The 25,302-nt window shown below is 41.7% G+C and carries 24 protein-coding genes; 13 read left to right on the forward strand and 11 right to left on the reverse strand.

Annotated elements, in window-relative coordinates:
* Positions 1-13: 13 nt before the first annotated feature.
* Positions 14-1,561: a methyl-accepting chemotaxis protein gene (locus AADY36_RS05415; protein ID WP_342408628.1), complete on the reverse strand. Its 1,548-nt coding sequence runs from the start codon at positions 1,559-1,561 to the stop codon at positions 14-16.
* 392 nt (positions 1,562-1,953) lie between these two features.
* Between AADY36_RS05415 and gshA the strand changes: the two genes are divergently transcribed.
* A complete protein-coding gene (gene gshA, locus AADY36_RS05420) occupies positions 1,954-3,528 on the forward strand; it encodes a glutamate--cysteine ligase (protein ID WP_342408629.1) in 1,575 nt (524 codons plus the stop codon).
* A gap of 136 nt (positions 3,529-3,664) precedes the next feature.
* Entirely contained in the window at positions 3,665-4,273 is a 609-nt protein-coding gene (locus AADY36_RS05425; protein WP_054551741.1) for a transglycosylase SLT domain-containing protein, read from the forward strand.
* A 44-nt stretch (positions 4,274-4,317) separates the two neighbouring features.
* On the opposite strand, the gene AADY36_RS05430 is transcribed toward AADY36_RS05425, so the two are convergent.
* From AADY36_RS05430 to AADY36_RS05440, 3 genes are all read right to left on the reverse strand, one after another.
* Positions 4,318-5,157 (reverse strand): mechanosensitive ion channel family protein, encoded by an 840-nt coding sequence (locus AADY36_RS05430; RefSeq protein WP_054561892.1) that lies wholly within the window; start codon positions 5,155-5,157, stop codon positions 4,318-4,320.
* A gap of 165 nt (positions 5,158-5,322) precedes the next feature.
* On the reverse strand, positions 5,323-6,591 hold the full coding sequence (locus tag AADY36_RS05435) for an HlyC/CorC family transporter (RefSeq protein ID WP_130051057.1): 1,269 nt from the start codon (positions 6,589-6,591) through the stop codon (positions 5,323-5,325).
* A gap of 61 nt (positions 6,592-6,652) precedes the next feature.
* Positions 6,653-7,456 carry a cytochrome C assembly family protein gene (locus AADY36_RS05440; RefSeq protein WP_054551738.1) on the reverse strand — a complete coding sequence of 268 codons (804 nt, stop codon included), beginning with the start codon at positions 7,454-7,456 and terminating at the stop codon, positions 6,653-6,655.
* A gap of 243 nt (positions 7,457-7,699) precedes the next feature.
* Here AADY36_RS05440 and ffh point away from each other — a divergent pair, with 243 nt between their 5' ends.
* From ffh to tyrA, 6 genes are all read left to right on the forward strand, one after another.
* Positions 7,700-9,076: a signal recognition particle protein gene (gene ffh, locus AADY36_RS05445; RefSeq protein WP_054551737.1), complete on the forward strand. Its 1,377-nt coding sequence runs from the start codon at positions 7,700-7,702 to the stop codon at positions 9,074-9,076.
* A gap of 240 nt (positions 9,077-9,316) precedes the next feature.
* A complete protein-coding gene (rpsP, locus tag AADY36_RS05450; protein ID WP_054551736.1) occupies positions 9,317-9,565 on the forward strand; it encodes a 30S ribosomal protein S16 in 249 nt (82 codons plus the stop codon).
* A 17-nt stretch (positions 9,566-9,582) separates the two neighbouring features.
* Positions 9,583-10,116, forward strand: coding sequence for a ribosome maturation factor RimM (rimM, locus tag AADY36_RS05455; RefSeq protein ID WP_054561890.1), 534 nt, complete (start codon positions 9,583-9,585; stop codon positions 10,114-10,116).
* Complete coding sequence (trmD, locus tag AADY36_RS05460) at positions 10,116-10,883, forward strand: tRNA (guanosine(37)-N1)-methyltransferase TrmD (RefSeq protein WP_342408630.1); 768 nt, start codon at positions 10,116-10,118, stop codon at positions 10,881-10,883. The genes rimM and trmD overlap by 1 nt, the downstream gene beginning before the upstream one ends.
* A 33-nt stretch (positions 10,884-10,916) precedes the next feature.
* Entirely contained in the window at positions 10,917-11,276 is a 360-nt protein-coding gene (rplS, locus tag AADY36_RS05465) for a 50S ribosomal protein L19 (RefSeq protein ID WP_054551733.1), read from the forward strand.
* Positions 11,277-11,533: 257 nt separating this feature from the next.
* Complete coding sequence (tyrA, locus tag AADY36_RS05470; RefSeq protein ID WP_054561889.1) at positions 11,534-12,667, forward strand: bifunctional chorismate mutase/prephenate dehydrogenase; 1,134 nt, start codon at positions 11,534-11,536, stop codon at positions 12,665-12,667.
* 91 nt (positions 12,668-12,758) lie between these two features.
* Here the strand turns inward: tyrA and nhaB are convergent, their stop codons facing one another.
* The gene (gene nhaB / locus AADY36_RS05475; RefSeq protein ID WP_054561888.1) at positions 12,759-14,339 is read right to left on the reverse strand and encodes a sodium/proton antiporter NhaB; all 1,581 of its coding nucleotides are present in this window, start codon (positions 14,337-14,339) and stop codon (positions 12,759-12,761) included.
* Between the two features lie 233 nt (positions 14,340-14,572).
* Between nhaB and fadR the strand changes: the two genes are divergently transcribed.
* Complete coding sequence (gene fadR / locus AADY36_RS05480; protein WP_054561887.1) at positions 14,573-15,286, forward strand: fatty acid metabolism transcriptional regulator FadR; 714 nt, start codon at positions 14,573-14,575, stop codon at positions 15,284-15,286.
* A gap of 284 nt (positions 15,287-15,570) precedes the next feature.
* On the forward strand, positions 15,571-16,176 hold the full coding sequence (locus tag AADY36_RS05485) for a peroxiredoxin C (RefSeq protein WP_054561886.1): 606 nt from the start codon (positions 15,571-15,573) through the stop codon (positions 16,174-16,176).
* Between the two features lie 68 nt (positions 16,177-16,244).
* On the opposite strand, the gene AADY36_RS05490 is transcribed toward AADY36_RS05485, so the two are convergent.
* Entirely contained in the window at positions 16,245-18,770 is a 2,526-nt protein-coding gene (locus AADY36_RS05490) for a TonB-dependent receptor (RefSeq protein ID WP_446728738.1), read from the reverse strand.
* Positions 18,771-19,035: 265 nt separating this feature from the next.
* A complete protein-coding gene (gene smpB, locus AADY36_RS05495) occupies positions 19,036-19,515 on the reverse strand; it encodes an SsrA-binding protein SmpB (protein WP_054551727.1) in 480 nt (159 codons plus the stop codon).
* Between the two features lie 133 nt (positions 19,516-19,648).
* Here smpB and AADY36_RS05500 point away from each other — a divergent pair, with 133 nt between their 5' ends.
* Positions 19,649-20,089: a type II toxin-antitoxin system RatA family toxin gene (locus tag AADY36_RS05500; RefSeq protein WP_054561884.1), complete on the forward strand. Its 441-nt coding sequence runs from the start codon at positions 19,649-19,651 to the stop codon at positions 20,087-20,089.
* Positions 20,086-20,412, forward strand: a complete 327-nt coding sequence (locus AADY36_RS05505) for an RnfH family protein (RefSeq protein ID WP_055197025.1) — start codon at positions 20,086-20,088, stop codon at positions 20,410-20,412. The genes AADY36_RS05500 and AADY36_RS05505 overlap by 4 nt, the downstream gene beginning before the upstream one ends.
* 41 nt (positions 20,413-20,453) lie before the next feature.
* Here the strand turns inward: AADY36_RS05505 and AADY36_RS05510 are convergent, their stop codons facing one another.
* Positions 20,454-20,816, reverse strand: coding sequence for an outer membrane protein assembly factor BamE (locus AADY36_RS05510; RefSeq protein WP_054551724.1), 363 nt, complete (start codon positions 20,814-20,816; stop codon positions 20,454-20,456).
* Between the two features lie 117 nt (positions 20,817-20,933).
* Here AADY36_RS05510 and AADY36_RS05515 point away from each other — a divergent pair, with 117 nt between their 5' ends.
* Positions 20,934-21,251: a GIY-YIG nuclease family protein gene (locus tag AADY36_RS05515; protein ID WP_054561882.1), complete on the forward strand. Its 318-nt coding sequence runs from the start codon at positions 20,934-20,936 to the stop codon at positions 21,249-21,251.
* Here AADY36_RS05515 and AADY36_RS05520 read toward each other — a convergent pair whose 3' ends face one another.
* The 3 genes from AADY36_RS05520 to AADY36_RS05530 all read right to left on the reverse strand — a co-directional run bounded on the left by AADY36_RS05520 (position 21,252) and on the right by AADY36_RS05530 (position 25,287).
* Positions 21,252-22,163: a M20/M25/M40 family metallo-hydrolase gene (locus AADY36_RS05520; RefSeq protein ID WP_160316763.1), complete on the reverse strand. Its 912-nt coding sequence runs from the start codon at positions 22,161-22,163 to the stop codon at positions 21,252-21,254.
* The gene (locus AADY36_RS05525) at positions 22,105-23,289 is read right to left on the reverse strand and encodes a tetratricopeptide repeat protein (protein ID WP_342408632.1); all 1,185 of its coding nucleotides are present in this window, start codon (positions 23,287-23,289) and stop codon (positions 22,105-22,107) included. Before AADY36_RS05525 ends, AADY36_RS05520 begins: the two co-directional genes overlap by 59 nt.
* A gap of 84 nt (positions 23,290-23,373) precedes the next feature.
* Positions 23,374-25,287 carry a methyl-accepting chemotaxis protein gene (locus tag AADY36_RS05530; RefSeq protein ID WP_342408633.1) on the reverse strand — a complete coding sequence of 638 codons (1,914 nt, stop codon included), beginning with the start codon at positions 25,285-25,287 and terminating at the stop codon, positions 23,374-23,376.
* Positions 25,288-25,302: the final 15 nt, after the last annotated feature.

Consider the following 25,302-nt stretch of genomic DNA (forward strand, 5'->3'; position numbering starts at 1 on the left):
GTATCAGTTAAGTTTAAACTTTAAAGGTTAACAGCATATCGTTAACTTTGCGTGAGCCTTCAACAAGCCCCGCTGCATCTTTAGCCACGTTGTAGCTAAGCTTTAAGTTCTCTTCGCTGTGTCCTTTAATGCTTTCTACATTTTCGCGTATATCGGTGCTGACAACTTGTTGTTCCTCAGCAGCCGTCGAAATCTCCGTCGCAAGGCCTGATATTTCATCAATTTGTGCGAAGATGCTCGCAAGCTCAGTTTGAGTGTGAGCAGTCGTATCAACACAACTATCTGCTTGCGCTTTAGTTGATTGCATCACTTTAGACCAGCTAAATAACGTATCTTGGATCTCTTTAATTGAGCTATGAATTTGTGCCGTCGCATTTTGCGTGCGTGAAGAAAGTGCGCGTACTTCATCTGCTACAACCGCAAAACCACGGCCATGTTCACCGGCACGTGCTGCCTCAATTGCTGCATTCAGCGCTAATAAGTTCGTTTGTTCAGCAATGCCTTCAATCTCACTCATTACTTGGCCTATTTTGTCGGCTTCACTAGCAAGAGAATTAGCGGTAGTGGCTGCTTGCTCTACTTGGTTAGCTAGATCAGTCACCATGCTGCTATTATCTTCAATATGCAGTTTGATATCGTTACAGCTTTGGTAAGTGGTTTTAACCTTATCAGCAGTGTGATGGGTATTAGCTGAAATCTCGCCGATAGTTGCACTCATTTGTGTCATTGCCGTAGCAATATCACTTAAACGTTGGCCTTGTGCAGCAATACCTTGCTCGGTTAGTGACGATTGTTTATCTAAGTTGGTAGCAATGTCTTTAAATGAGTAAGTAGAGTCTTTAACACGACCTAATACAGTTCTAAGCTTAGCGAACAGCATTTGCTGATTATAGGCAGCAATACTAAATGGGTGCGAGCCCGAATACACATAACGTGATACTGAATCAAACTCTGCACGTTGCTGCTTTAAATGTCTTGGCGTAACTACGAGTTCGTCATAATTTAAAGCAAAAAGTAGTACTACAAGGACACAGGCGGTTAAAGCAATCATCCATGAGGCGGCCACAGCTAAACCAACAATGCCTGCAATTAATAAAATCGCAGACACTATTTGTCTAAGTGAAATATTCTCACGAAATGATGCGACTGATTTACCGTCATTAATTTTAGTGTAAAGGGCCATCGCACGGGTTTTTAATTGCTCAGATGGTTTGGTACGCACTGATTGATAGCCAACTAACTGGCCATGTTCATATATAGGTGTAACGAACGCATCAACCCAATAGTAGCGACCATCTTTACAGAGGTTTTTTACCATGCCACGCCAAGAGTGGCCCTCTTTAAGTTTTTCCCACATCTCTTTAAATGCCGCTTTAGGCATATCAGGGTGGCGTACAATATTATGATTTTTTCCGAGAAGCTCTTCTTCGGTGTAACCTGCTATAGTACAAAATTCCTTATTTACGTATGTGATTACACCGCGTAAATCTGTGGTAGAGACAAGCTCTTGATTATCTGAGTATGTCACTTCTTGATTGACGATTTCTTGCCCACGACGCATATGAGTCCTCGAAATATACTTTTTTATGGTGTGCGGATTATAGTCTCAGAAAAATGTAAGGGAAGGGGGGACATAGTGTTAACTGTGAAACTTTTAATAATTTCATCTTCCCTTTGATCTAAAACAATATCTTGCCTGAATTATTATGTTTAGCCTCAGTCTTTTATATTAGTTAAAAGGTCTAATATCCTCAAGGAAAAAGCCTAAATTGTATTTTTAACCGTTTTAGCAACAATGAAGTGCCACCAAAGCAATTGTATATTGTGACTCACAATGGCAAGATTGAGCTTCAAGTGTATGGGTAAATAATGAAACTGATATTTCTGACTTGAGTAATTGTTTTTTGCCCCCATACACTTAGGATTAAAGCCACGCGGCTCGAGGAAGCATTTTTGATAAAACATGATTTAAATAAAACGCTAGAAGCGTTAACGGCACAATTTCCTAACGCAATTAATGGGATTCAACGTGGTATCGAGCGAGAAGCATTAAGGATAAAACCAAGTGGTGTTATCTCACAGCAAGGTCATCCACAAGGCGTAGGTAGCGCTTTAACGAATGATCATGTCACCACTGATTTTTCAGAATCACTTTTAGAATTTATCACTCCGGTTAGTACATCTGCAGAGCAAACACTCGCGCAGCTAAAAGACTTGCAAAAGTTCACCTTATCGCAGATGGGCGATGAGCTGTTATGGCCGATTAGTATGCCATGCTTTATTGAACATCAAGATGACATTGTACTCGCACAGTTTGGTGACTCAAACATTGGCCGCATGAAAACACTTTACCGTGAAGGCTTAAAGAACCGTTATGGCAGCATGATGCAGGCCATTGCCGGTGTGCATTTTAATATCTCTTTCCCAGAGAGCTTATGGCAAAGCCTGTATAGCTTAAACGGCAACCAAGGTACATTAGCTGAGTCTATTTCGAATGGCTATTTAGGGCTTATTCGTAACTTTAAGCGTGAGCTTTGGTTGATCAGCTTTTTATTTGGTGCATCACCAGCATTATGTAGTTCATTCTTACAAGGGCGCGCGACTGATTTACCATTCAAAAAGCTAGGTAAAGGTACCCTTTACTTAGAAGTGGGTACAGCGCTGCGTTTGGGTAACCTTGGTTACACTAACAGTGCACAATCGTCTTTACGTGTTATGTATAACTCACTCGAAGAATATGTAGCAGGCTTAAAAGAGGCGATTCATACACCATCAGATATTTATGGCCATATAGATGACTACACGAGTGCTGAGCCAAAGCAATTAAATAAAAATATTCTGCAAATCGAAAACGAGTTTTACTCGCCAATTCGTCCTAAGCGCAATGCAGCATCGGGCGAAACACCAACCGATGCATTACTTCGCGGCGGTATAGAATACATCGAGGTACGTGCGCTTGATGTTAACCCGTTTAGCGAAACGGGTATCGATTTACAACAAATTCGTTTCTTAGACGTATTCTTAACTTATTGCCTCTTGAATGACTCGCCAGAAATGGATTGGCAAGAGCAAAAATTAAGTACCACTAACCTTGATGCGGTTGTCAATGAAGGTCGAGACCCAGAGCTAATGCTCAACAAGCAGGGGGAGATGGTGCGTCTAACTGATTGGGCCGAGACAATTTTTACTCAGCTATCTGAGGTTGCCCGTTACATGGATAATGCATATGGCGTGAGTTATTACAGCGAAACCATAGCTGAGCTTGCAACCTGGGTGAACAGCCCAAGTAAAACGTTCTCTGGCAAATATGTTAGTGCGCTGGCAAAAGAGAACCAGGATAATGGTCATTTCGCTTTAGCACTTGCACAGCAGTACAAGCAAAGCCACCTTGATGCTGATTACCAATTTTATGATCAAGCATTTTTGGCAAAGCAAGCGGTTGACTCTGTGCTTAAAGAGCGTGAAGTTAAAGCGGCAGACAGTGTATCTTTCACTGAATTTTTAGATGACTATTTTGCTAAAGCTTAGTATGGTGAAGGCATAAAAAAACGCAGCCTAGGGAGGCTGCGTCAAAGATTCTTCAGGGATGAAACAATGCTATACTGCTGCATTCATAAGTTCAGACTGACCTGATGAGAAAAAGTTCAGCGAGATCCATAAAAAAATGAAAAAAAGTATAATTATTTTATCGCTGGCCGCATCTTTGGCTGGTTGTGCAACGGCTCCCCCTGAGCAACCTCATGATATATGTAAGATTTTTGAAGAAAAACCTGACTGGTATTACGATGCTCGTGATGCACAAGAAAAATGGGGTTCGCCAAAACATGTGCTAATGAGCATGATGTATCAAGAAAGCTCATTCCGCCATGATGCAGCGCCACCAATGGAATACTTCTTATGGGTAATTCCAATCGGACGTGCTAGCTCTGCATATGGCTACTCTCAAGCAAAAACCCCAACATGGTCAGATTACATTCGTGAAACAGGTAACAGCGGTGCAGACAGAGATGATTTTGATGATGCTATCGATTTTATGGCCTGGTTCGTTTACAAAACTCATAAAGTAAATGGTATATCGAAATGGGACGCCTACGCGCAGTACCTAAATTACCACGAAGGGTGGGGCGGCTATAAGCGAGGCACTTATAAAAGTAAAAAATGGCTAATGAGCGTTGCTAATAAAGTTAAACATCGAGCTAGCCGCTATGGCGCACAACTTAAAAAGTGTGAAGCCGATTTAGACAAAAACTGGTTTGAACGCTTATTTAGTTAATGCATAAATTGAAAGCCCGCATCAATTAGCGGGCTTTTTGTTAGCTATTTACCAGGGAACTGGTGAATGTGAACATCCCTTTGCGGGAATGGAATAGTGATATCAGCGGCGTCAAAGGCAATTTTAACGCGTTCGTATAAGCCAAAATACACTGGCCAGTAGTTATCAGACTCAACCCACGCCCATACCAACATGCCAATATGGCTTTCACCGTGCTGGCTAACATGAACCGATGGTTTTTTATCTTCTATATCTTTTAGTATTAAATCATAGTCATTAAGCACGCTCATAAGCACATCACGGGCTTTATGGACATTATCTCCATAACTAATGCCAAATTCGATAGCAACGCGGTGTGTTGGCTCTGAAAACTTATTCTTAACGCAGCCATTTGATAGCGTGCCATTAGGAATAATGATTTTTTCATTGTCGTAGGTGAGTAAAACAGTGACAAAAATTTGTATCTCAACAACTGTACCCATGTAGCCTTGCGCTTCGATTACATCGCCAACTTTAAAAGGCTTAAAGAACAGGATAAGCACGCCACCTGCAAAGTTAGCAAGGCTACCTTGAAGAGCCATGCCGACCGCAAGGCCTGCAGCACCTAGCATTGCGATAAACGACGTGGTTTCTATGCCAATCATAGAAGCAACAGATATCAGCAACAGTACTTTTAAAATGACCGAGATAAAGGAGACTAAAAAGTGCGTAAGGCCAACTTCAAACTTGACCTTGTTCATTGATTTTTCGGCCATATTAGCAATTCTACCAATTAACCACCAACCTATAATTAAAACCAGTATTGCTAGAATAAACTTTGGCCCGTAAAGCATCAGCAATTCGATAGCTTGGTTATAGATTTTCTCGATTGATATTTCGTCCATTATTTTCCCTTTTATATCAATATATGCAAAAGAAAATAATAGTAGAGGAATTCGTGTTCGGGTGTGCGGGATAGCTAATAAAATGTGAATCTTCAGAGGTAATTCAGCTATAAGTAACAAAAAAGGAGTAGCAAGCTACTCCTTTTGTTTAGATGGTGTAGAAAATTATTCTGTACGTTTGCTTGGAATAACTTTAACTAACTTCACCATATTTTCTTTTATCTCGATAACTTCAATAGGGTATCCGGCAATACGCAAACTTAGGTTTGAGTCTGGGATGTCCTCTAAGTATTCAACAATTAAACCACTTAGCGTTTTCGGGCCATCAATCGGTAGCTCCCAACCCATTTCTTTATTTAAATCACGAATATTGGCACCGCCATCAACAAGTACTGAGCCATCATCTTGCTCTGTTACTTCTTCACTCGGTGTACGCGTTTGCGTTGTAGTGAAATCACCCACTACTTCTTCAAGAATATCTTCAAGGGTTACTAGACCTTGAATATCACCATACTCATCGACAACTAAGCCAATACGTTCTTTTGATTGCTGAAACTTAAGTAGTTGCGTGTTCAGTGATGTGCCTTCAGGAATAAAGTAGATTTCACGTACCGCACGCAGTAGTGATGGTTTATCAAACTGCTCTTTCGTTAATAGACGCAGTGCATCACGTGAGTGAATAAAGCCAACAGCATCATCAATTTGGTCACGATACAACAGTACACGGGTGTGCTGTGCATGAGTAAGTTGGCGGCTGATAAGCTTCCAATCATCATTGATATCAATAGCAACAATTTCGTTGCGTGGGATCATGATATCTTCAACAGTGACTTGCTCTAAATCTAAAATTGAAGTCAGCATGCTTTGGTGGCGAGCAGGTAATAGTGCACCTGATTCGTTCACCACCGTTTTTAATTCTTCTTTACTTAAGCTGTGCTCTTCAATTTGTGCTGTGGTAATGCCAAACAAGCGTAACATGCCGTTGGTCATCCAGTTTACGATAACCACAAACGGGAAAAGGATTTTCAAAAGGCCTTTGAGCACAATTGAGCTTGGAAAAGCAACCTTCTCTGGGTATAGCGCAGCAAGTGTTTTTGGCGTTACTTCGGCAAAGATTAAAACAACCAGTGTTAGCGCGCCGGTTGCAATAGCGATACCGAGATCACCATACAAACGAATACCAATAATCGTTGCAACCTGTGCTGCAGCGATGTTTACAAGGTTATTACCAATTAAGATCAGACCAATGAGTCTGTCAGGGCGACTTAATAGTTTGCTGACGCGCTTCGCTGCACGGTGATCTTCTTTAGCAAGATGACGCAGGCGAATACGGTTGATTGACATAATTCCAGTTTCAGAACCAGAAAAATAAGCAGAAATAAGTATCAATAATCCCAATATAATAAACAGGGTACTAGTCGATATGTCGTCCAAGGATGGATCCTTTTTTTATAAATCAGTGCATATTAAGCTAGAGACAGCTTGCTGAGTCAAGTTAAAACTTATTTAGAACCACTTCTTGGATGAAACGGCTGCCAAAATAAGCAAGTGACAAGATAAAAGCGGCTATCATGATCGAAAATACCACAGGCTTACCACGCCAGCCTTGGCGTAAATGACCTACAGTGACCACAGTGAAAATTAGCCAAGCAATTAATGATAAGACCGTTTTGTGGATAAACTCACTGGCAAACATTCCCTCTAAGAAGATGAACCCAGAAAGGAGAGCAAAAGTCAGTAAGATAGTACCCAGCGTGAGTAATTGATATAGCTGACGCTCAACCACCATCAAAGGAGGGAGGTGGCTGTGTACAATTGCCAAGTCTTTGCGTTTGAGGCGCTTATCAATAAAGTAGAACTGGACTGCATAAAGTGTTGAGATTATCAAAACACAATAGGCTAGCAGTGATAACGATATGTGAGTAACTAAACCAAGCTCAACATCGATTGACTGTAAAATCACATGATGCGGTATAAACAAACTGGCAAGGGTCAGTAAGGCTGCAAAACCATAAACAACTGGCAACAATAAAGTCGCGGGGAATTTGAGAGACACAGCAGTCACCGACACCACAATGACCCAACAGGTTAATAAGGCAACGTTGACGATACTTAAATCTTGGCCGTCAGCACGAAAAACTGAATTAACCAGTAATAGCATATGAGCAAGGATAGCCACAGTGCTAAGAATGACTGTGAGTTTTTGGCTTGGACCTTGTTTGTGAAAAAGGCGTGATAGCACATGTGACGTTGCTAACACATAAAACAAACTAGCAATAATAGTTAAACTAATAATCATCGTGTTTTGGCCACTTAATTTATATCGATAAATCCTTGTCTCTTTGATGCCATTGTATTTTATAGCAAGGCAAAAGCATAGAGTTTGTAAAAAGAAACTCAAACTGCACACTTGAACACTGTATTGTCGACCACCATTTACGGTATACTGCTAGGAATTAAATTTTAATATTGCCTGTATTGTCGCCAAACTTGTTTGATTTATGTACATTGCAGGTGCAACACGTTTTATCGGAACCTTTACATGTTTGAGAATCTCCAAGAACGCTTAGGTAAAACCTTAAAAAATATCAGTGGCCGCGGACGCCTAACTGAAGACAATATAAAAGATACATTACGCGAAGTCCGCATGGCATTTTTGGAAGCGGACGTAGCATTACCTGTTGTTCGTGAGTTCGTTAAGCAAGTTAAAGAACGCGCTGTAGGTGTTGAAGTAACAAAGAGCTTAAGCCCTGGCCAAGTCTTTATAAAGATTGTTCGTGAAGAACTTGAAAAAGCCATGGGTGAAGCTAATGAAGAGCTAAGCCTTAATGCACAGCCGCCAGCGGTCGTGATGATGGCGGGTTTACAAGGTGCTGGTAAAACGACCAGTGTTGGTAAACTAGCTAAATTCTTAAAAGAGCGTAAAAAGAAATCTGTATTAGTTGTGAGTGCTGACGTTTACCGTCCGGCAGCAATCAAACAGCTTGAAACACTTGCTGATGAAGTGGGTGTTGAGTTCTTCCCAAGTGACATTTCACAAAAGCCGGTTGATATTGCAAACAATGCGATTTCGCACGCGAAGAAGAAATTCATTGATGTGGTATTAGTTGATACCGCAGGTCGTTTACACGTCGATAACGACATGATGGACGAGATCAAAGCACTTCACAGCGCGATTAACCCAATCGAAACCTTGTTCGTTGTTGATGCGATGACAGGTCAAGATGCGGCAAACACTGCAAAAGCATTTGATGAGGCGCTTCCTCTAAGTGGTGTGATCTTAACTAAGACCGATGGTGATGCCCGTGGTGGTGCTGCATTATCGATTCGTCATATTACCGGTAAGCCAATTAAGTTTATGGGTGTGGGTGAGCGCACTGATGCTCTTGAACCATTCCACCCTGACCGTATTGCTTCTCGTATCCTAGGTATGGGTGATGTACTTTCATTAATCGAAGAAGTCGAAATGAAAGTAGATAAAGAGAAAGCCGCTAAAGTTGCCGAAAAAGTATTTAAAGGCGATGGTTTCACATTAGATGACTTTGCTGAGCAACTTCGTCAGATGAAGAACATGGGCGGTATGATGTCGATGCTTGATAAGCTGCCAGGCATGCAAAACCTACCAGACGCTGTAAAAGGCCAGATGGGTGATAAAACTTTCGTACAAATGGAAGCTATCATCAACTCTATGACGCCAAAAGAGCGTGCTCGCCCGGAAATCATCAAAGGCTCACGTAAAAAACGTATTGCTGCAGGTTCTGGCACTCAGGTGCAAGAAATCAATAAACTGCTTAAGCAATTTACGCAAATGCAGAAGATGATGAAGAAGATGAAAGGCAAAGGTGGCATGAAGAAAATGATGCGCGGCATGAAAGGCATGTTACCACCAGGTATGATGGGTGGCGGCCCTAAATTTTAATAGTGCTGTCTATTAAGTGTATAAAAAGGAGCATATAGCTCCTTTTTTTGTAGATAATTTATGCGTAGTTGTTAGCTGCATGTAAGATTTAAAGCCCAGATCAGTGTTTAATCAACTAAACTTACATTTTGCAGCAGTTCTTACTTGCAATGTTGCAAAAAACTCGTACAATTCCCCAGCTTCCCGTACTGGGGAGTAAATCTTATTAATGAAAACAGTCAATCTAATGTAGAGGACGGTATGGTAACTATTCGTTTGCAACGTGGTGGCGCTAAAAAACGCCCTTTCTATCAAATTGTGGTTGCGGATAGCCGTTTCTCGCGTGACGGTCGCTTCATCGAGAAAGTAGGTTTCTTTAACCCAATCGCTTCTGGTCAGGAAGAAAAAGTACGTTTAGATTTATCTCGTGTTGATCACTGGGTAGGTCAAGGCGCATCTCTTTCAGATCGCGTAGCTAAGTTAGTTAAAGACGCTCGTAAAGCGGCTTAATAGGCGTAAGAGTAACCATGAGTCAAGAGAACACCTCGTATATTACAGTAGGAAAGCTCGGTGCCCCGTATGGTATAAAGGGCTGGCTTAAGGTGCATTCATTTACTGATGATCCCGAAGGGATCTTCGATTTCAGCCCATGGTTGATAGGGCAACAAGGTAAATGGCAGACCTTAGAAGTGGTCGACTGGCGTCGCCACAACAAAGGCTTTATCGCTAAAGTTGCGCAAGTAAACGACCGAGACGAAGCAATGGCTTTAACCAATGCAGAAATCTCAGTAGATGCAGCGCAGCTACCAGAATTACCGCAAGGTGAATTCTATTGGCGAGATCTGATCGGCATGTCTGTTGTAACTGATAAAGGTTATAACTTAGGCACTGTTGATGACCTAATGGAGACAGGGTCAAATGACGTTTTGGTTGTGAAAGCAAACAAAAAAGATGCATTTGGCCAAGCAGAGCGTTTAATTCCTTTCTTAACAGATTCTGTTATTAAAGAAGTTAAACATGATGCAAGAGAAATTACCGTAGACTGGGACCCAGGGTTTTAATGTCACAAACGAGTTCGCTATGGGTAGGGGTGATAAGCCTTTTCCCGGACATGTTTGATGCGATTACCACCCAAGGGGTAACAGGTCGCGCAGTTAAAAATGGTCTAATCGACTTTAACTGTTGGAACCCACGTGACTATGCTACTGATAAGCATAGAACTGTGGATGATCGTCCTTACGGGGGCGGTCCTGGCATGTTAATGATGGTTGAACCATTGAAACAAGCTATCCTTGACGCTAAAAAAGCGGCAGGTGATGGTGCAAAAGTAATTTATATGTCACCGCAAGGGCGCAAATTAGATCAGCAAGGTGCAAGCGAGCTTGCACAATCAGAAAAGCTGATTTTAATTGCAGGTCGCTATGAAGGTATAGATGAGCGAATTATAGAATCATACGTTGACGAAGAATGGTCAATTGGTGATTTTATTTTAAGTGGTGGTGAGCTACCCGCGATGACGCTAATTGATGCAGCAGCACGATTAGTACCAGGGGTGTTAGGTCATAACCAGTCAGCTGAGCAGGATTCATTTTCGAATGGCTTGCTTGATTGTCCTCACTATACACGGCCAGAGACATTGGATGATAAACAGGTGCCTGCTGTATTACTCAGCGGAAACCACCAAGAAATCGCTAAGTGGCGCACAAAGCAATCACTTGGTAGAACTTGGCTTCGTCGTCCTGACTTGTTGCATAACCTAGCTCTGACTGAGGAGCAAGCGGCACTCCTTGCTGAATTTCAGCAAGAGTACCAACAAGCTTGTGGCTAGAAGACAGTTACACCTAGGAAAGTGAGAAATATAATGGCAAAAGTAAACCAAAATATTATTAAAGCGCTTGAAGAAGAGCAGCTTAAAACAGACGTACCAGCATTCGGCGCTGGTGATACAGTAGTTGTACAGGTACGTGTAAAAGAAGGTAACAAAGAGCGTCTACAGGCCTTTGAAGGTGTTGTAATCGCTAAGCGTAATCGTGGTCTTCACTCAGCATTCACAGTTCGTAAAATCTCGAGCGGTGAAGGTGTTGAGCGTGTATTCCAAACGCACAGCCCTCTTATCGATAGTATCTCAGTTAAACGTCGCGGTGCTGTTCGCCGTGCGAAACTTTACTATCTACGTGAGCGTTCTGGTAAATCTGCACGTATTAGAGAAAAACTTAACTAATACGCGCTGTTTTACAACGCAAAATAAAACGGGTTGCAGCCTTAGGTTGCAACCCGTTTTGGTTTTTATACCACAAAAAAATTTCTCTCCCCTGAGAAATACTCCCTTCTAAATTATCTGTTATCCCTTTATGAGCTATGCTACATGCACGTTAGGGCTTTGTGCTTTGGCTGTTATCCTGTTACTATAATTTGTATTAAAAGCTTTACTTTTTTGTATATAAATATTTACGTTTTAAGGGTTTGAGGTGTGGTAACGTGGTAACAGTGAATGATCTAGCTGATTTAAGAGCAGGAATAGATGAATGTGATGCGCAATTGGTGGCATTACTGGCAAAGCGTAATGGGATTACAGAAAAAATAGGCGCAATTAAGCAACAAATCGGTGCTCCATTACATGCACCTGATCGCGAGGCTGATTTACTCGCGGCACGTCGTCAAGAAGCAATCGCACAAGGGGTTAACCCTGAGTTAGTTGAGGACATCCTACGCCGTATGATGCGTGAAGCTTATCAGAATCAGCAAGGTAGCCTTGCTTGTGTTGCGCCTCAGTTATCACCTATTGTAATTGTTGGTGGTGAAGGTGCAATGGGCCAGTTGTTTGCACAACAGTTTACTCGTTCAGGTTATGAAGTGCGTATTTTAGATAAAGCACAGCAAGCACAAAGTGAAACGATATTAAAAGGGGCAAAATTGGTTCTTGTCAGTGTGCCAATTAATGCACTTGAGCAAATCGTCGCAGCATTGCCAACACTTGATGATGACTGTTTGCTGGTTGATATTACCTCTGTTAAGCAAAAGCCTTTAAAAGCACTTATGGCGGCTCATAGCGGCCCAGTAGTTGGCTTACACCCCATGTTTGGCCCAGATATTTCACACTGGGTAAAGCAAACGGTCGTCGTGTGTGAAGGGCGAGATCATGAAGTGGCTAAAGGGTTAATGGCACAACTACAAGTTTGGGGCTGTCAAGTAGTTGAAATGGATGCTAAAAAACACGATGAAGCAATGCAGATCATTCAGGTTATGCGCCACTTAACAACCTTTGTATATGGCCAGTTTCTTGCCAAGCAAAGCCATACACTTGCAGAGCTTCGCAGCTGCTCATCACCCATTTATCAATTAGAGTTAATGATGGTAGGGCGCTTATTTGCCCAATCGCCAGAGCTTTACTCTGACATCATGTTAGCGCAATTCGACGATGTAGAAGCACTGCTTGCCAACTACCAAGATACTTTTGCAGACACGCTAGAAAAGCTAAAAGCTGGGGATAAAGCATCATTGATTGCCGCATTTGCTGATGCAAAAGAATACTTCTCTGATGCAACTGCACATTTCTTAACGCAAAGCCGCAGCTTACTTAATAAAGCAAACGACGCGAAAGTACTTGATTAAATGCCTCTTATTTAGCAAAAAAGAGCTCTAGCAAAAAAGCCCGCATCAAACGGGCTTTTTAGTTGCAAATGTTTTGTTTTAAATAATCGTTTTAATGACCACCTAATGAGCCAGGTAACGCACCGCTGTGGTGATTGATTAATCCCCATTGATAAAGTAAGTCAGTCATATCTGAAAGGCTGAATAAGGTCATGCTCAAGCCAACAATCGTCAACACTATGGTATAAGGTAGCGCCATGTATACCATGCGTCCATAAGATAGCCTTAACACAGGGGCTAATGTTGATGTAAGCAAGAATAAGAATGCAGCTTGTCCATTTGGTGTAGCAACACTTGGCAGGTTGGTACCGGTATTAATTGCTACAGCTAACAAATCAAACTGATCACGGGTAATTTGACCTGCCTGTAACGCAGCAGCCACTTCATTGATATACACAGTACCCACGAAAACGTTATCGCTGACCATCGACAGAATACCGTTGGCAATAAAGAACATCACTAGTTGCAGCTGACCTTCAAAGGTAAGCACCCATGCGATCACAGGTGTAAATAAATGCTGGTCAATAATAACGGCAACGATAGAGAAGAAAACGCAAAGTAATGCTGTGAATGGTAGGGCTTCTTCAAATGCTTTACCTAACTGGTGTTCTTCAATAATACCAGCACTGGCTGTGGCAAAAATAATTACAGACAAACCAATTAAACCAACAGTGGCTAGGTGAAGGGCTAAACCTATGATCAACCAAACAGCAATGAAAGCTTGAATCGCTAGGTTCACTTTGTCGCGTGTGGTGCGTTTTTTCTCAAGCTTTTTAGCATGATCCGATAAAATCGTGTGGATGGGGGCAGGGAGTTTTGCGCCGTAACCAAAGGCTTTGGTTTTTTCGAGTAAGAAAGTAGTAGCAATACCGGCGATCATAACGGGTAAAGTAATAGGCAACATTCGGAAGAAAAATTCGCCAAATAACCAGCCAGCACGCTCTGCAATGATCAAGTTCTGTGGCTCACCTACCATGGTACAAACACCGCCTAAGGCAGTACCAATTGATGCATGCATTAATAAGTTACGAAGAAAAGCACGAAACTCTTCAAGCTCCTGACGATTGACAGGGCGAACTTGGTTATCGTCATTAATATCATGCTCGCTGCTAGAGTCTTTTCCTGATGCAACCTTGTGGTAAATACTGTAAAAGCCCATCGCGACAGCAATAACAACGGCCATCACCGTTAACGCATCTAAGAAAGCAGATAAAAAAGCCGCAGCAATCGTGAACGACAGCGACAATACGGTTTTACTTCGCACCGAAACAACCAGCTTTGTGAAGATATACAAAAGCAAGTCTTTCATAAAATAGATGCCGGCAACCATAAAGATAAGTAACAGGATCACATCGATATTCTGAACTATTTCATGTTCAACTTGGCCGGCGGTTGTCATGCCGATAAATAAGGCCTCAATTGCTAATAAGCCTCCCGGTTGTAGCGGGTAACATTTAAGCGCCATGGCGAGTGTAAAAATAAACTCTAGCACTAACACCCATCCTGCCAGGTAAGGGTTAAGTTGAAATAACACCGGGTTGATTAGTAAAAACGCAATAATGGTGTATTTATACCACTGTGGTGAAGTCCCCAAAAAATTTTTAAATATTGCTGGTAAAACGCGCTGCTGCATGGCCGTACCTTTTAATAGTGCTGGTTGTTATTGTTAATATTTGGAAATTCAATATACCGAAAGTATTGTTATTTGGTGTACTTTTAATCCAAAAGGTCATTTATTTATCGAGATTTTACAGATTTTTATGCACTGCGGAGTTAGTTTACTTGTTAGTTGCTGATCATCTGGTACAATCAGTGAGTTGAACACCAAATGCGGTAAAAGTAGTTGCTAACTCAAGTGGAAATTGGATGAGAATTTTTAAAGCGAAAAGCCCAGCAGGTTTTGCTGAAGAATACATTGTTGAATCTATTTGGAATGGTGACTTTCCGCCTGGCTCAATTCTTCCTGCTGAACGTGAATTGTCAGAGCTGATTGGTGTAACACGTACAACCTTACGTGAAGTACTTCAGCGTCTAGCCCGTGATGGCTGGCTAACGATTCAACACGGTAAACCTACCCGTGTAAATAACTTCTGGGAAACCTCGGGTCTTAACATTTTAGAGACGCTAGCACGTCTTGATGAAGACAAAATGCCAGAGCTTACAGACCAATTACTTTCTGCTCGCACTAATATCAGCGCAATTTATACCCGTGCGGCTATTAAACTTGCCCCAGAGCGTGTAATTGAAATTTTATCGCAAAGTGAAGAACTTGAAGACAGTGCTCAAGCATTTGCTGATTACGATTATAAAGTTCACCATGAATTAGCAGTAGCAGGTAATAATCGTATCTATGTGCTTATCTTAAATGGTTTTAAAGGTTTCTACTCAAAAATTGGCTGCCATTACTTCTCTGATTCACGTACTCGTGAATTAGCGCGTCAGTTTTATAAAGACCTAACAGAGCTTGCTGAGCGTCGTGAGCATGACGGTGCGATTTCTATGATGCGTAAATATGGTCATCAAACAGGTGAAATCTGGCAGCAAATCCGTGGTGATATGCCAGAAGATATCATGGACTAAGCGTCTGTATTGATATTCATTTAAGGACCCAGCTAAAAGCTGGGTTTTTTGTGTTCTGTGGGTCAATTTGCACACTAATATAGAGTTATCTCAATCCACGTTTATAGCGAATCAATTTTTCCGATTAAGCATATCGTTTTTTTCGATTGTTCATTTGTCTGTAACCTCATTAAACTATCTTGCAAATTATCAATACTTACTCTTGGTTTTTGATTTTTAGTAACCATATCTAAGTGAGTATTGCATAGGCAATTGGAAATAAACTCAAATATTTGGAGATAAAAATGGGTGTATTAGTTGGCCGTCAGGCACCAGACTTTACTGCAGCAGCTGTTCTTGGTAACGGTGAAATCGTTGAAAACTTCAACCTAAAAGAAACTATCAAAGGTAAAAAAGCAGTTATCTTCTTTTACCCGTTAGACTTCACTTTCGTTTGTCCTTCAGAGCTAATCGCTTTCGACAAGCGTTTTGAAGAGTTCCAAAAGCGTGGCGTTGAAGTAATCGGTGTTTCTATCGATTCACAATTCTCACACAATGCATGGCGTAACACTGCCGTTGCTGACGGTGGTATTGGTCAAGTTAAATATGCACTAGTTGCAGACGTTAAACACGAAATCTGTCAAGCATACGACGTTGAGCACCCAGAAGCAGGTGTTGCTTTCCGTGGTTCTTTCCTAATCGACGAAGAAGGTAACGTACGTCACCAAGTAGTTAACGACCTTCCACTAGGCCGTAACATCGACGAAATGATCCGCATGGTTGACGCGCTAGCGTTCCACAGCGAGCACGGTGAAGTATGTCCAGCTGGTTGGACTGAAGGTAAAAAAGGTATGGACGCAAGCCCTGCAGGTGTTGCTAAATTCCTTTCTGAAAACGAAGGTGACCTATAATCTAGGCCTTAGTTAAAGAATTAAAAAACCCGCCAATTGGCGGGTTTTTGTTTTTAAGCTCAACGAGATTAGTTAAAGCGCATTGTTAGCTTAGTATAGAAATAACGACCACGTGGGTTATGTACGCTTGATACATAGCCATATAAGTCGCCATCACCATCACCGATTGCAAACGGAGGATCTTCATCAAACACGTTATTCACACCCACAGAAAGTTTGATTTTCTCTGAGAAGTTATACGCAGTTTGTAAATCAACTAGCGTTTGTGAATCAACCATACGTGATGTGTTGCTATCAAAGTCTAGATTACCGTCAAAGTCGATATCTGGCGTATCTTCAAACTCGCCAGTGTAACTAACGTTTACATTAGTATTGAAGTCACCCATTTCCCAGTTTGTTGAGAAAATCCAACGGTTTTCAGGGTAACGGTACTCGCCAGTGTAATCGCGGCCATCTTTCTTAAATTCGTTTTGGTAAGCCCATTCTAAATTGAATTTTAAGAAGCCATAATCGTTCATCGCATGCGTGTAGTTAGCCGATACATCGACACCAGATACCTCTTGTGATGAAACGTTTTCAAAGGTGCTGTAAACTTTTTGGATTACACCTAAACTCTGACCATTTTGTGGTGCTAAACGCACACACACAGTGCTGTTTTGGTCATTACAGTTGTTATCGTAAATAGGGCCGAACTCTTGCTCGTCAATCTTATTATCTTGAGTAATGCTCCATACATCGATTCCAAAACCAAATTCAGCGGTAGGTGCCCAAATGAAACCCACATTCCATGACTCTGATTCTTCAGCTTCAAGGTTCGGGTTACCCGCAAATTGGATATTGTAATCAAGCGCATTACAGTCAAGTCCCGTTGCCTGACAACGGTAAGTATCTACAAAGAACTGACTCTCTTCAGATGGACCTAAACCAATTTGTGCCAGTGAAGGCGCGCGGAAACCTTGAGCCCATGAGCCACGCACAGTGATTGAATCAGTTGGTGCCCAGCGAACAGCTACTTTAGGGTTTGTTGTTGAGCCAAAATCGCTGTAGTCATCGTATCGACCCGCTAATTGCAGTTCTAGGTTATCCGCTAAAGGAATTGAAAACTCAATATATGCTGCGTATTGGTCGCGTTCAGCAGCGGCTGAGACAGATTCAGTACCAAAGATTAAACCACGTTGGAATTGGTCGTCTGGAATATCGCTTACATCTTCTTCACGGTATTCAATACCAGCAGCCATCATCACCACATCATCGCCAAAGCTGAATGCTTCACCACTGATATTTGCATCAAATGAAGTCATATGAGACTCACCACGGCGCACTAAGCTTGTCGTGATACGGTCAATCACTGCTTGGTCATTATAGGTGCCACCAAATGGGTTATAGTTACCAGCATCGATTTCTTGTTGTAAGAAATCAGTGCGCACCCAACCTTGGCTTCTGTCACCGGTTTGCATTGATTTACTGCGACCTTTTTGCACTGCGGCTTCCCAGCTCCAGTCACTGATCTCACCTTTTAGGCCTGCAACAAAACGCAGCGTATCTGATTCAATATCCCATTGGCGAGGGCCGGCATCTACCGTTCTGTAGCGACCAATTTCGATATCTTGGCCAAACGGGTTGTTAGGGTGGCTTGCTGGCACGGTAAGGCCTGCGTCTTCATCAAGAGGCGTTGGTGCACCTGCAGCTTGCGATGTATTATGTTGTACTGCAACCTCTAAGAAAGCTGAAATACCATTGTCGAAGTTATATTCAAATTGTGAGATAGCACCGACACGCTCAGATGCTGGAGTTACGTAACCATATGGGCCGTAGTCAAATAAGCAGCTGCCACTTGCAGTTGCATTTTCTGCCGGACAGGCCGGATCAATGGTTTTTTCACCATCTACATAGAAGTAGCCTGGGAAGCCACGGGATGAGCGAAAATCCATACCACCGTATGGTTCTTGGTTTGCTGTGCCTAGGCGGCCCATTTCATCAGAAGAGAGCGCGGTATTGTTAAAATAATCAATAATAATTGATGCGCTGCTTTTCTCTGTACTGGTACCCCAAACTAGGCTTGCTGTTTTTTCTTCGTAGTTAGGACCGTCAGTGCCACCATATCCAAGGTTTACCTCTAGGCCGTTAATATCTTTTTTTAAGATAATATTAACTACACCTGCAACTGCATCAGAACCATAAATAGCTGATGCGCCATCCTTTAAAATATCGATACGCTCAATCGCAGAGACAGGGATTGAGTTGATATCAACAAACGAATTAGTAATGCTTTCAGCAAAAGCGCTAATAGATACACGACGGCCATTAATAAGTACCAATGTTGCGTCTGAGCCTAAGCCTCGAAGGCTGACTGCTGCAGCACCATTAGCTGTAGAGTCTTGGTTATTACCGCGAGTAGAGAAAGTACCATTACCTGCAACTGGCATACGTTCTAATAGTTGTTGTAGGTTGTCGTAGCCCATGTTATCGATGTCTGCACGACTGATTGATTGAACCGGTGATGGCCCTTCAATATCTGAGCGCTTAATGCGAGAACCTGTAACTTCAATACGCTCGACCTTTTCAGCTCCGTCTGACTCTGCAGCAACTGACATAAAACTTGTGCCTGCTAATGCTGCAACTGTAAATGCATAGAGAGGTCGTTGTATAAAGCGATGGGTGTTCTTCATATATTTCAATCCTTGTATAATTGTGAAAGTGTTGTGAATTAATCACGACAAAGATTGATATCATGTAAATGCAGGAGATTGAAATAGCAAAAAAGTATGGGTTTATTAAGGGGTTAAGGTTCTTAAGTAGGGAAAGTCAGGACTGGTAAGGGGTACGAGCCTACCAAAAAGGTTAGGCTCATTTCATAAATTAAGCTTTATGTTTCATCAGGCGTTCTTTTTCACGCGCCCAATCTTTATTTTTTCCGTCTTCACGTTTGTCGTGCATCTTTTTACCTTTAGCAAGGTGGAACTCCAACTTCACCCAGCATTTTTTCCAGTACATTGCAGTCGCGATTAATGAAAAACCTTCGCGTTCTGTAGCACCGATAAGACGATCGATTTCACGCTTATTTAAAAGTAACTTACGATACCTTAAAGGATCGCAAATTACGTGAGTAGAAGCACTGTTGAGAGGCTGAATTTGACTGCCAAGTAAAAATGCTTCGCCGTTTTTAATGTGAATATAAGTCTCAGAGATGTTTACTTTACCAGCTCGGATACTTTTTACTTCCCAGCCCTGTAGTTCAACCCCTGCTTCGAACTTATCGTGTAAAAAATACTCATGACGCGCTTTTTTGTTAAGCGCGATGGTATTACTTGTCGATTTAGATGATTTTTTCTTAGCCATAGTGGCTCATATTATACGGAAAAACAGCGTTTTTACATCGCTTTTTTAAGGCTTTGCAGATATTTTCGTGTTACTAAAATTTGGGGAAATAGCCAAAGCTTGCTAAAATTCGCCGACAAAGTTGGGAGTGAATATGCCGCAAATAGAAAAAAGTGCGCTGGTAATGTACAGCAGCAAAGAAATGTTTGATTTAGTGAATGATGTTGATGCTTATCCAGAGTTTTTACCACATTGCTCAGATGCTAAAATCGTTACACAACAAGCCAGTGGCATGACGGCCAGTTTAGAGATCTCAAAAGCGGGTTTAAAAAAGTGGTTCACTACCGAAAATACCTTCATAGATGAGCAAACTGTTGCACTACGCTTAGTCGATGGCCCATTTAAAAAGCTGCAAGGTAAATGGCATTTTTTACCGCTGGACGATAAAGCATGTAAAGTTCAGCTTCACCTTGAGTTTGAATTTGCTAGTAAACTTATTGAGATGGCTTTCGGAAAAGTATTTAACGAAGTCGCTAAGAACATGGTTAATGCATTTACACAACGTGCTAAAACTGTATATGGAGTTCGCCCATGATCACTGTTGAAGTGGTTTTTGCTTTACCAACAACGGCAACCAGTTTGCTGGTAGAAGTACCAGTAGGTACTACAGCTGAGCAAGCGGTGATTAAGTCAGGTATTATTGATAAGTGCCCAGAAATAGACGCAAATAACCTAACGCTTGGGATTTGGAATCGTACTTGTAAACTGCATCAAGAAGTAAAAGATGGCGATCGCATAGAAATCTATCGACCGCTTATTGCTGATCCAAAGGATGCACGCAGACGCCGGGCTGAAAAAGCCAAAGAAGAGGGCCGAGCCAACAAAGTGACGGGCGGTCGCCCTTTAAATAAAGCATAAAAAAGGGTAGCTTAGGCTACCCTTAATAATTTGCGCTGCTATTACTCTTGTTCAAGCGGCGTATTAAATTCGCTAGGTTGTTCATAGTCTCCCGACAACGAAACAAGCTTATCGTTTTCAAAGTTAATAGTGAGTGACTTTCGTTGCTCGTTGCTACGACCAAGGTTGAATACGTACAGGTAGTGCCAGGTATTTTTATCAAATGAGTCTTCAGCTACTGGCTTGCCTAGTACATACAGTACTTGCTCGCGAGTCATATTTACACGAAGCTTATCTACATCTGATTGCTCTAGGAAGTTACCTTGAGGAATGTTGATTCGGTAAACCCAGCTTGAACACCCTGCTGTAGCACTTAAAGTAAGGGTAAGTACTAACCAAAAAGAAAAAGTTTTAAACGACTGCATTATTTGTTTGAATCCTTATTTTTTATACACTGCATGATACCGATTAGTCACAGAAGGTAAAACCCTTTTCAGTAATTGTTTTTACTGAAATGCGATTAACAATCACGAGGCACAGATTTGACCACAGCAAACCCAGAAAGTTTACAGCAGCTTATAAAAAACAACGAAAATTCAGAGGCTCTGTGGCATTTGTATATAGTGCAGACACGTTTAGGTCATTGGTACACTGGGATAAGCACTAACGTTGAAAAGCGCTTTATGCAGCATCAAGCGGGAAAAGGGGCTAAAAACCTCAAAGGCAAAGGGCCTTTAACACTTATCTATCAACAGCAGGTAGGTAATCGTAGTGAAGCAACTAAACTTGAAATAAGCGTAAAAAAGCTCAGCAAAGCACAAAAAAGGCAGTTTGTTTTAACCTCTGAACTACCCAAATAACTAACTTGGAAGCTTTTCAATAAATAGGGCTATTTTCGCCATGGCATATTCGAACAATGTAAAGTCGATGTGCGCCGCCGTGTCGGTGCTTTGATGATGATGTTTATCGTGTCCGATGCCAAAATAAATGTATGGGATCCCGGCTTTAGCGAATGAATAATGGTCACTTGCTCTGCGCCAATCAACTTTGAGATCAAATAATCGATTCAGCCTCGCTGACGAGCTAGTTGCCATAAAGGTTAGATGCTCATCAGATAGGGTTTTAATGTCAGTTTGATATTGCGCTAATGATTGCTTATCTAAAAACGCATAGATACGCGGTTTTCGTGGGTTTACAACGAGCATATCTAAATTAATATTAAGTTTGATTTCGTCTTTATTAAGTGTCGATACCAAGTACTCGCTACCATGTAGGCCATTTTCTTCTGCATCGGTTGCAACAAAAACTAATTGATAGGGCTGGGGGCTTTGTGCAAAGTGTTTAGCTAAATAAAGTAAAGCGGCAACGCCGCTGGCATTGTCATTAGCACCAGGATAAAGCCGACTGCCTTTTTGCCCTAGGTGATCATAGTGGGCAGTAAAAATAACTTTTTTACAGTTTTCACAGCGGCTATTTTGGGACGCAATAATGTTCCGTCCTGTAGCCTTGCCAAAGAATCCTGATTGATAAGTAAAACCTTGTTCATTAACCGAATAGCCAAGTGCTACAAAGCGCTCTACTATGAAGTCGGCGGCTAATTTCGCGCCCTCGGTATTCGTTTTTCGTCCTGCAAATTGAGCCGATGTTAGCGTTATGATGTCGTGTTCTAAGTCTGTATTGGCAAATGCTTGCCCAATGCTTATCAGTACAGCACTAGCGGTAATCAATAAGCTTTGCAGTATGCGAGCGAAGCGCTTGTAATTTACTCTCATAACGCTGTTTATCATGATCAAAGTCTGCTTTATTGTTAGCCATAGTTAAATACTTTTTAGCCAGCTTTAAGTCACCCAATTGATAGTAGGTTCTCGCTAAACCAAAATCAGTATCATGCAGGGTTGGATTTAAGTCACGGGCTTTTTTGTAGTGCTTTATAGCATCTTGATAACGGGCGGTTGTATAGGCGTCATTTCCTAAAGAAATATGGTAATAAGGGTTTGCTTGGCGCTTTTTATCAAGCTTGGCTAATATAGCTTGACCTTGCTCTTTACGATCGGTCAGGTTATAGAGTCTTGCTAAATTGCCTAATGCGGTATTGTTATCAGGATCTAAACTAATCGCGTATTGGTAGGCTGTTTCAGCACTTTGATAGTCATTTGTTAATCTGAATAACACGCCAAGGTTGCCCCATGCACCTGAGTAGTTGCTATCAATATCAACTGCTGCTTTGTAGTAGCTAAAAGCAGTATCATAATCATGTTTTAGCATCGCAGCTGCGCCTTTATTGTTATAAAACATTGCTGTGATGCGGTCTTTATTGATGTTGCTGGTTTTAAACGCTTCTTGGCGGCTGTTAGGATCAAAGTCTATCACTAAAGAGCGCTCTTCTGGGTAAATGACTTTTCTATTTACCACAAGTTTTTGAGCTTCACTTACTTTTAAGTTGATATGGCCTGTGAGTAAATTAAAGCCATTATCAAGTGCCCAATATTCTGGGATATGCACTTTTTGAAATTGCCCTGCAAGGCCGAGGTAGTCAGCAAGGCTATAGGCTAAAATCGATAACGATAAACAGTTAGCGTTTAAATTTGAGTAGGCTTGATTAGCGGTTAAGGTAGCACCAGATTGATAAGATAAAGACGCATCGCCATTTTGCAACAGGAACTTCAGCAAACGTTTAGTGCTTTGCAATGAACGGCTGTCTTTTGGAAAAGCACTATCAAGTTGCTCTTTAACATGTTCGCTTAATGCAAAAATCTCTTGTTGAGTTTCAACTGGGGTTTGAGTAAACGTATTACTTTGCGTCAAAGCAAATGGTGGGGGAGCGGTGTTATTTTCTGTACTACTACACGCCGTTAATAAGCAAAAGCTTGAGGCTAAAACAATGCTAGGTAATTTCATCTGACCCTCTTAAATCATGGCCTAATACCATTTAAGTATAGGCCGTGAATGAAAAAGGGTCAGGGTTAACTGTTACAAAACGTGTCAGCGTTTATCAAAAGTCGCAACAAGGTCATCAAGAGTTTGCGCACTGTTCGCTAAGTCTTTGATTGCTTGTTCACTGTCAATTTGTTCACGCATGACGTTATCACTAATGTCACTTATTTGCTCAATGTTACGACCCACATCTGCCACAACATTACTTTGCTCTTCGGTCGCAGTTGCTATTAAGGTTGCCATATCGTTTATTTCATTGGCAGCATCGTTAATGGCATTAAGTAATTCAACAGAGCTCTGCATTGCATCAACGCTTAATTGAGCTTGTGATTTCGAGTGATTGATGTGATTGACTACTAAATCAGAGGTACTGGTAAGTTCACTGATCATAGTTTGAATTTCAGTTGTTGATTGTGAAGTGCGATTTGCAAGCGCTCTTACTTCATCAGCTACAACAGCAAAGCCTCGGCCGTGCTCACCCGCACGAGCAGATTCAATCGCTGCGTTGAGTGCTAACAAGTTGGTTTGTTCAGAAATACCCCTGATAGAGTCAACAATACTGGCGATAGCTTGCGTTTTATTTGCCAGCTCGTTTACTTGCTCGGTGATATTATCGATATCACATGCCAGCTCTATTATCGCTTCTTTACTTTGCGTTACCTGAGTATGGCTTTGTTCAGTGTTCTGCTTACTATTCTCAGTGAGCTTAGCCGTGTTCGCTGCGCTTGAGGCAATTTCTTGCACTGTCGCACCCATTTCATTAATTGCCGCAGCAACAGAGATTGTTTGCTCTTTTTGATTATCAAGTGCTACTGAGTTCTTTTGTGCTTGCTGAAACACATGATCAGCGCTTTGTCTGATTTCACTACTCTCTTGAGCTACTTGGCTAATTGCAGTTTCAATCTTAGAGATAAATTGGTTAAAGCCAGCAGATAAGTTAGCAAGTTCTGGCTGCTCAGAGTCAGGAAGTCTATATGCTAAGTTAGCATCACCAGAGCCTAAACGGGTGAATAACTCAGCCATTTTCGACAGCGGCGATGAAAGCGTGCGTGCAAGCACTAAACCAGCAAAACTTGCGATCAGCGCAATCACTATTGCAAAGCTGATGATTTGCCATTGTAAAACCTGAATACTCGAAAACACTTCGTGCTTAGGTACTTGGGCAATAACAAATAAATCGGTGTTTTTAATTGGACTTGCAGCCACTAAGGTTGCTTCACCATTAAGCTCAATCTCTTGTAAATTGAAGTCGCTTTGCATAAGCAGAGTACGCGTGATTCCCGTTTTATAAACGTCATCCAATTTAGCTTTAGCGACCTTATTTTCGTCTTTATGTAACTGTATGAGGCCGTTTTTATCGGCAACAAATACAAAACCGGTTTCTTCGATTTGGAAGCGCTGCAGCATAGCCTGCATATCGTCAATGCTTTTAGCAAGGCCTGCTAAACCAATGCCGTTGGTTTGCTGGTGGTTTACAAACATTTTCACATCAGTCGGTGATTCTTGATAGATACTGATAGAAAAAGGCTGTGCGGTGTTTGTAAACGCAAAAAACCAACCATCTTGTTCTTGTGTTAAAACGCGCAAGAAACCGTCTTGGTTCCAATATTGTGCCGTTTCACGATTAGCCCACGAGGCGGTTGCTAAATCGTATTGCTTAACAAGGCGGTTAAGTTCTTTTAGCAGTGTTTTATCATCAGTATTGCCTGAACGCGCCCACTCTAATACAAACTCGTTACTAGAGAGTTGCTCAGCTGCACTGATCATTTGATTTATATCGTGAGTAATATAGTTATCAATTGCTTGAAGTTTGCTAGGTAGCTCAGATTCTATCATTCGTTTTTCGATGATTTGTTTTGCACTGTATATCGCTGTTGCGCCGATTAACGCAGCAACAATGAGAGCTATAGAACTGCCAAGCAGTGTAATTTTTTTAGTAATGGTGAGTTGATTTAACGCCATGAAAGTGTCTTAGTT

Source organism: Pseudoalteromonas sp. D15MCD-2, from assembly GCF_038562745.1.
GTDB lineage: Bacteria > Pseudomonadota > Gammaproteobacteria > Enterobacterales > Alteromonadaceae > Pseudoalteromonas.

Excerpts from the sequence above, each read along its gene's own strand:
- AADY36_RS05425 (WP_054551741.1), top strand. The coding sequence starts at position 3,665 with ATGAAAAAAAGTATAATTATTTTATCGCTGGCCGCATCTTTGGCTGGT.
- AADY36_RS05485 (WP_054561886.1), top strand. The coding sequence starts at position 15,571 with ATGGGTGTATTAGTTGGCCGTCAGGCACCAGACTTTACTGCAGCAGCT.
- AADY36_RS05430 (WP_054561892.1), bottom strand. The coding sequence starts at position 5,157 with ATGGACGAAATATCAATCGAGAAAATCTATAACCAAGCTATCGAATTG.
- smpB (WP_054551727.1), bottom strand. The coding sequence starts at position 19,515 with ATGGCTAAGAAAAAATCATCTAAATCGACAAGTAATACCATCGCGCTT.
- AADY36_RS05415 (WP_342408628.1), bottom strand. The coding sequence starts at position 1,561 with ATGCGTCGTGGGCAAGAAATCGTCAATCAAGAAGTGACATACTCAGAT.
- ffh (WP_054551737.1), top strand. The coding sequence starts at position 7,700 with ATGTTTGAGAATCTCCAAGAACGCTTAGGTAAAACCTTAAAAAATATC.
- AADY36_RS05520 (WP_160316763.1), bottom strand. The coding sequence starts at position 22,163 with ATGAGAGTAAATTACAAGCGCTTCGCTCGCATACTGCAAAGCTTATTG.
- AADY36_RS05490 (WP_446728738.1), bottom strand. The coding sequence starts at position 18,770 with ATGTCAGTTGCTGCAGAGTCAGACGGAGCTGAAAAGGTCGAGCGTATT.
- AADY36_RS05510 (WP_054551724.1), bottom strand. The coding sequence starts at position 20,816 with ATGCAGTCGTTTAAAACTTTTTCTTTTTGGTTAGTACTTACCCTTACT.
- AADY36_RS05530 (WP_342408633.1), bottom strand. The coding sequence starts at position 25,287 with ATGGCGTTAAATCAACTCACCATTACTAAAAAAATTACACTGCTTGGC.
- AADY36_RS05505 (WP_055197025.1), top strand. The coding sequence starts at position 20,086 with ATGATCACTGTTGAAGTGGTTTTTGCTTTACCAACAACGGCAACCAGT.
- fadR (WP_054561887.1), top strand. The coding sequence starts at position 14,573 with ATGAGAATTTTTAAAGCGAAAAGCCCAGCAGGTTTTGCTGAAGAATAC.
- nhaB (WP_054561888.1), bottom strand. The coding sequence starts at position 14,339 with ATGCAGCAGCGCGTTTTACCAGCAATATTTAAAAATTTTTTGGGGACT.
- AADY36_RS05500 (WP_054561884.1), top strand. The coding sequence starts at position 19,649 with ATGCCGCAAATAGAAAAAAGTGCGCTGGTAATGTACAGCAGCAAAGAA.
- rpsP (WP_054551736.1), top strand. The coding sequence starts at position 9,317 with ATGGTAACTATTCGTTTGCAACGTGGTGGCGCTAAAAAACGCCCTTTC.
- rplS (WP_054551733.1), top strand. The coding sequence starts at position 10,917 with ATGGCAAAAGTAAACCAAAATATTATTAAAGCGCTTGAAGAAGAGCAG.
- trmD (WP_342408630.1), top strand. The coding sequence starts at position 10,116 with ATGTCACAAACGAGTTCGCTATGGGTAGGGGTGATAAGCCTTTTCCCG.
- AADY36_RS05525 (WP_342408632.1), bottom strand. The coding sequence starts at position 23,289 with ATGAAATTACCTAGCATTGTTTTAGCCTCAAGCTTTTGCTTATTAACG.
- rimM (WP_054561890.1), top strand. The coding sequence starts at position 9,583 with ATGAGTCAAGAGAACACCTCGTATATTACAGTAGGAAAGCTCGGTGCC.
- AADY36_RS05440 (WP_054551738.1), bottom strand. The coding sequence starts at position 7,456 with ATGATTATTAGTTTAACTATTATTGCTAGTTTGTTTTATGTGTTAGCA.